Here is a 4,783-nt window from a genome sequence, read left to right as displayed (position 1 = left end):
CCCCTGCCCGCCGGGGCGGGAGCGGCGGCCGTCGTGTACGCCGACCCGGCCTCGGTCGGCACGCGCCGGGCCGGAGGTCCCGTGTGTCGCGCCTCCCCGGCTGGGCATGCGCGGGGAAGTCCATGCCGCCTACATCCGCCGAGGAGACATGAACCACGCTCTTCGCTTGCTGACCGTCCTGGGAGGCTCGTTCCTCCTCACCGCCGCGGCCGGATGGGCCGCCGACCTCCTGTTGCGCCGGGCCGACGCACGCCATCCCGAAACCCCCCTGTGGAACTCCCTGCGCCGCTGCCGCCCGGCCCTGCAGATCGTGCTGTTCGCCGCCCTCCTCAGGGGAGCCCACCGGCAGACCGGGTGGCAGCCGCTCCAGGAGCACGAGGCCGCCGTCGGCCGGGCGCTCTCGCTCGCGCTGATCGGAGCCGGCGCCTGGCTGATCGTGGGGGTGGCCTCGGCCGCCGTCGAGTCCGGTTACGCCCGGTATGCGGCCGGCACCCGTGACCCGGCCAGGCTCCGCAGGGTCCGCACGCAGATCACCCTGATCACGCGGGTGGTGACCGTCGTCGTGGCCGTCGTCGCGGCCGCCGCGATGCTCCTCACCTTCCCGAGCTTCCGCGCGCTCGGCACGTCCGTGCTCGCCTCCGCCGGCATCATCGGGATCGTGGCCGGCGTCGCGGCCCAGTCCACCCTGGGAAACCTCTTCGCCGGGTTCCAGATCGCCTTCGGCGACATGGTGCGCATCGGCGACACCGTCGTGGTCGCCGGCGAGTGGGGCGTGGTGGAGGACATCACCCTCACCTTCCTCGCCGTGCGCACCTGGGACGAACGCCGCATCACCATGCCCGTCTCGTACTTCACCACCCGGCCCTTCGAGAACTGGTCCCGCGGCGGAGTCCAGATGACGGGCACCGTCTTCCTCCACTGCGACCACAGCGCGCCCGTCGACCTGATGCGGGACAAGCTCCGGGAGATCCTGCACAACTGCCCGGAGTGGGACGGCCGCGGCTGGGACCTGGCCGTCACGGAGACCACGCCCTCCACCATCGTGGTCCGGGCCATCGTCACGGCCAAGGACGCCGACGACCTGTGGACCGTGCGCTGCGCCGTACGGGAACAACTGGTCGCCTGGCTCGCGCAGAAGCACACGGACGCCCTGCCCCGCGTGGTCCTCGCGCCGTCGCGGGAGACCGGGGCCGGGCACGCCGGCGCCGGCTGGGACGCGACCCCGCACACGCCGGGCTCCCGGCGCACGCCGGGCCCCTGATCCTGCCCGGCGCGTGCACGCACCGTGTAGGGGCACGGACCCAGGGCACACGGCCCGCATGACCGTATCGAAGACGACCGTACTCGTCCTGGACAGCGCCGATCCCGAACTGCTGGCCCGGTTCTACGCCGAACTGCTCGGCGCCACGGCCGGCCCCGCCGCGGACGACGGGGAGCTCCTCCTCGTCACCGGCCCCGCGGGCGCGGTGCTCGGCGTGCGCCGCGACCCGGACCACGTCCCGCCGAGCTGGCCGCTGCCGCAGGACTCCCAACAGGCCCATCTGCGCATCCTCGTGGCGGCGCACTCCCTCGACGAGGCCGAGCGCGAGGCCGTGGCCCTGGGAGCCCGCCCGGTGGCCGCCGAGGACGGCGGCCTGCGGCAGGACGGCCGGACCACCGTGCGCCGCTACGCCGACCCCGCGGGCCACGGGTTCGTCATCGCCGCGGTCCAGGACGGCCCCGCCACCGCCGGACCGGCAGGGTGAAAGGACGTGCGGCCCGCCGGAGCGGGCCGCACCGCGCTGCCCTGCGCGGCGGGCCCCGAGGACCGGGGGGCCGCCGCGGCGGCCCGAATCCGGGTGCCGCCGCGGCGGGCGCGGGGTCTCTAACGGTGGCGCGTCAGGGTGCGGACGAGGACCAGGAGGGCGAACGCGATGACGAGCAGGTGGACCCAGGCAGGGCCGGGCGCGGGGGTCAGGGCCGGCGCGGTGAGCGCATTCGATGTCATGCCGTGCGCCTGCCCCCGTCTCCCGGAACGACCCCCCGTCTCCCGGAACGACCCCCCGTCTCCCGGAACGACGCTCCCCGACGGGAACACGGCCCCGGAGCCGGCCGGGTCAGCGGCCGGTCGGCCGGCCCGACGTCAGCCGCGACGACTCGATCTCGGCCCAGACGGCCTTGCCGTGCTCATGGGTGTGGGTGCCCCAGCGATCGGATAGCCGCTCCACGATGTAGAGGCCGTGTCCGCCCGGGAGGCCGCGCTGCGGGGCCGGGTGGCGGCGCGGCGGCACCGTCGAGCCGTCGAAGACCTCGACCCGCAGGACCTCACCGGCCGAGACCACGAGCTCGATGCAACCCCCCGCGTGCAGTGACGCGTTGGTCAGCAGCTCGGAGACCAGGAGCAGGGCGTCCTCGGAGGTCTCGGTCCCGTCCCAGCCCCAGTCCAGCAAGGCCTGGCGGGTGAAGTCGCGGCCCTTGGCCACGTGGCCGCGGACGCCGGACAAGGCGAGACGACGGCGCTGCACCACGGCGGAGGGTCCGGCACGCAGCGGATCGCCGGTTCCCGGTCCGATGGTTTCCACTGTGGTACCTCACCCCCACCGTTGACGCTGGTCTCTCTGCTCGCCGGGACCCCTGTGGTCCCGCCCGCCCCGTGGCCCGGGACATCCGAGCATGCCCGTGACAGTTTAGGGGACCCGCCGGTCTCAAGAGCATGCCATGTGCATCCTCAAGGTGAGACCGCTGCCCGAGGAGCGGATCTCGACCAGGTCGCACAGCTGGTGGATCATCCACAGGCCGCGGCCGCCGTCGACCGACGCCAGGGAGGGGCGGCGGCGCCCCGCCAGCGGGTCGGCCAGGCGGCCCCCGGCGGGGGGGGCGGCGCGCGCCCCCCCCCCCGCGCGGGGGCCCCCCCCGCGCGAGCCCGCCCCCCCCCCCGGGGGGGGGGCGGTTCCCCCCGCCTGGGGGCCGCCCCGCGGCCCCCGTTCGCGAAACACCGCCCCCTCCCCCGCGCCGGCGCTGCTCCACAGCCGGAGCGAGCCGCTCCCGCCGCCGTGGGCGAGGGAGTTGGCGGCGGCCTCGCTGACCGCGAGGATCAGATCGCCGCGCCGGGCCGCGCCCAGCGCCGTACCGCGGGCCCACGCCTCGGTGTACGCGCGCACCTCGCCCAGCTGCCCCACTCCGTACGCGAGCGCGGGTGCGCCGCCGTCGGGTTCGGGCAGCGGGCGGTCGCAGTCGGCGCCGACCGAGGCCGGGTCGGCGTACTCGGGGCTGGGCAGGCTCTTGCCGTCGGCCATCACGGTGGGATGGGTCCGCCGGGCGTCGGACACCACCGGGGACGGCAGGCCCAGGACGTCGTACGGGCACAGGACCGTGGCCCGGCGCCCCGCGAAGGCGGTGTTGATCAGGGCTTCGTGGCGCGTGGCCTCCAGCACCTCGGCCTGCGTGCGTCCGGGCCAGATCGGCTCGCCGACGATCCGGGCCGGCCGGTCGCCCTGCCGGTCGGCGAAGTCCTGCAGGGCGGCCAGGATGCGCCCCGGATTGCGTCCCAGCTGCCGCATGTCCGCCCAGGAGACCCCGGCCGCACCGGCGTCGAGGCTCTCGCGCAGGGCGTCCATGCGGGGGCCGGGCACGGCCACGAACACCGGCTCGTCGGCCGCGAGTGCGGCTCGCACGAACCCGCCCACTCCCGCCAGGTACTCCGCCTCGCCCTGGTAGAACAGGGCGGGGTGGACGAAGTCCCCGGGGGTGGTGGACGCAGAACCGTTCATCATGCTGCGACCTCCAGCGCGGCACATTCGTCCGGGAACATCTCCACTACCTTGCGGAGCGAGTATGGCGGGTGGTGGAGCAGCAGACGACGGCCCTGCCCCGCCACGGTGGCGTTGGCCTGCACCAGGGCGGCGACGGCGGCGGCATCGAGGAAGGCCACACCGGAGAGGTCGAGATGGACGACGGGGCCGGGGATCCGGGTGACGACGCAGAGCGCCGCGGACAGGACCGGCCGGGTGTCGAGGTCGCAGTTGCCGTGCAGCAGGGCACCGGGGCGGTCGCGCAGCGGCCGGGCGGTCAGCGGCCGCGGCGCACCCGTCCCGGTGCCTGCGGCGTCGGCGCACCGCATGACGGCGTCCGCCCACACGACGTCGTCGTAGAGCGACTGCGCGCCCTGGGGCGGGACGGACCCGTCGTTGCGGTGAGCCGGTGTCATGCCGCTGCCTACACCGAGAGCATTCCGGCACGCAGCCGGGCCAGCGTCCGCGACAGCAGGCGCGAGACCTGCATCTGCGAGATGCCCAGTTCGGAGCCGATCTCGGCCTGGGTCTTCTCCTGGCCGAAGCGCAACTGCAGGATCAGCCGGTCGCGTTCGTCCAGCTGCTCCAGCAGGGGCGCCAGCGTGTGGAACTCCTCGAAGAGCTCCATGGCGGGATCCACGTCACCGAGCCGGTCCGCCAGCGGCCGCGTCGTGCGGCTCGTCGACGTCGCGGGCTCGTCCCCGTCGGCGCCGGCGGTGTCCAGGGAGCCGCTGGTGTAGCCGTTCGCGGCGACCAGCCCGTCGATGACCTCCTCCTCGGTCAGTTCGAGGTGCTGGGCGACCTCCCTGACCGTGGGGGCCCGCCCCAGGACGTCGGTGAGGGCCTCCTGGGCCTTGGCGAGCTCCGTACGCAGTTCCTGGAGACGGCGCGGTACGTGGACGGCCCACGTGGTGTCACGGAAGAAGCGCTTTATCTCACCGGTGATGTACGGGAGGGCGAGCGTGGAGAACTCGACCTCGCGCGCCGGGTCGTAGCGGTCGATGGCCTTTATT

7 protein-coding genes are annotated in these 4,783 nt (G+C 74.7%); 2 read left to right on the top strand and 5 right to left on the bottom strand.

Annotated elements, in window-relative coordinates:
* Positions 1-148 precede the first annotated feature (148 nt).
* Both ACFXA3_RS35730 and ACFXA3_RS35725 read left to right on the top strand, forming a co-directional pair.
* Positions 149-1,261, top strand: a complete 1,113-nt coding sequence (locus tag ACFXA3_RS35730; protein WP_385194103.1) for a mechanosensitive ion channel family protein — start codon at positions 149-151, stop codon at positions 1,259-1,261.
* Positions 1,262-1,319: 58 nt separating this feature from the next.
* Positions 1,320-1,745, top strand: a complete 426-nt coding sequence (locus ACFXA3_RS35725) for a VOC family protein (protein WP_385194101.1) — start codon at positions 1,320-1,322, stop codon at positions 1,743-1,745.
* A 119-nt stretch (positions 1,746-1,864) separates the two neighbouring features.
* Here the strand turns inward: ACFXA3_RS35725 and ACFXA3_RS35720 are convergent, their stop codons facing one another.
* The 5 genes from ACFXA3_RS35720 to ACFXA3_RS35700 all read right to left on the bottom strand — a co-directional run.
* On the bottom strand, positions 1,865-1,987 hold the full coding sequence (locus ACFXA3_RS35720) for a hypothetical protein (RefSeq protein ID WP_385194098.1): 123 nt from the start codon (positions 1,985-1,987) through the stop codon (positions 1,865-1,867).
* A gap of 109 nt (positions 1,988-2,096) precedes the next feature.
* Positions 2,097-2,561: an ATP-binding protein gene (locus tag ACFXA3_RS35715; protein ID WP_385194095.1), complete on the bottom strand. Its 465-nt coding sequence runs from the start codon at positions 2,559-2,561 to the stop codon at positions 2,097-2,099.
* 123 nt (positions 2,562-2,684) lie between these two features.
* The gene (locus ACFXA3_RS35710; RefSeq protein ID WP_385194093.1) at positions 2,685-3,752 is read right to left on the bottom strand and encodes an anti-sigma factor RsbA family regulatory protein; all 1,068 of its coding nucleotides are present in this window, start codon (positions 3,750-3,752) and stop codon (positions 2,685-2,687) included.
* On the bottom strand, positions 3,749-4,186 hold the full coding sequence (locus ACFXA3_RS35705) for an STAS domain-containing protein (protein ID WP_385194090.1): 438 nt from the start codon (positions 4,184-4,186) through the stop codon (positions 3,749-3,751). The genes ACFXA3_RS35710 and ACFXA3_RS35705 overlap by 4 nt, the downstream gene beginning before the upstream one ends.
* Positions 4,187-4,194: 8 nt before the next feature.
* On the bottom strand, positions 4,195-4,783 hold a 589-nt coding region (locus ACFXA3_RS35700), incomplete at its 5' end, for a sigma-70 family RNA polymerase sigma factor (protein ID WP_385194087.1).

The sequence above is a fragment of the Streptomyces sp. NPDC059456 genome, assembly GCF_042750055.1.
Lineage (GTDB): Bacteria > Actinomycetota > Actinomycetes > Streptomycetales > Streptomycetaceae > Streptomyces.
This window is presented reverse-complemented; position numbering and strand designations above follow the sequence as displayed.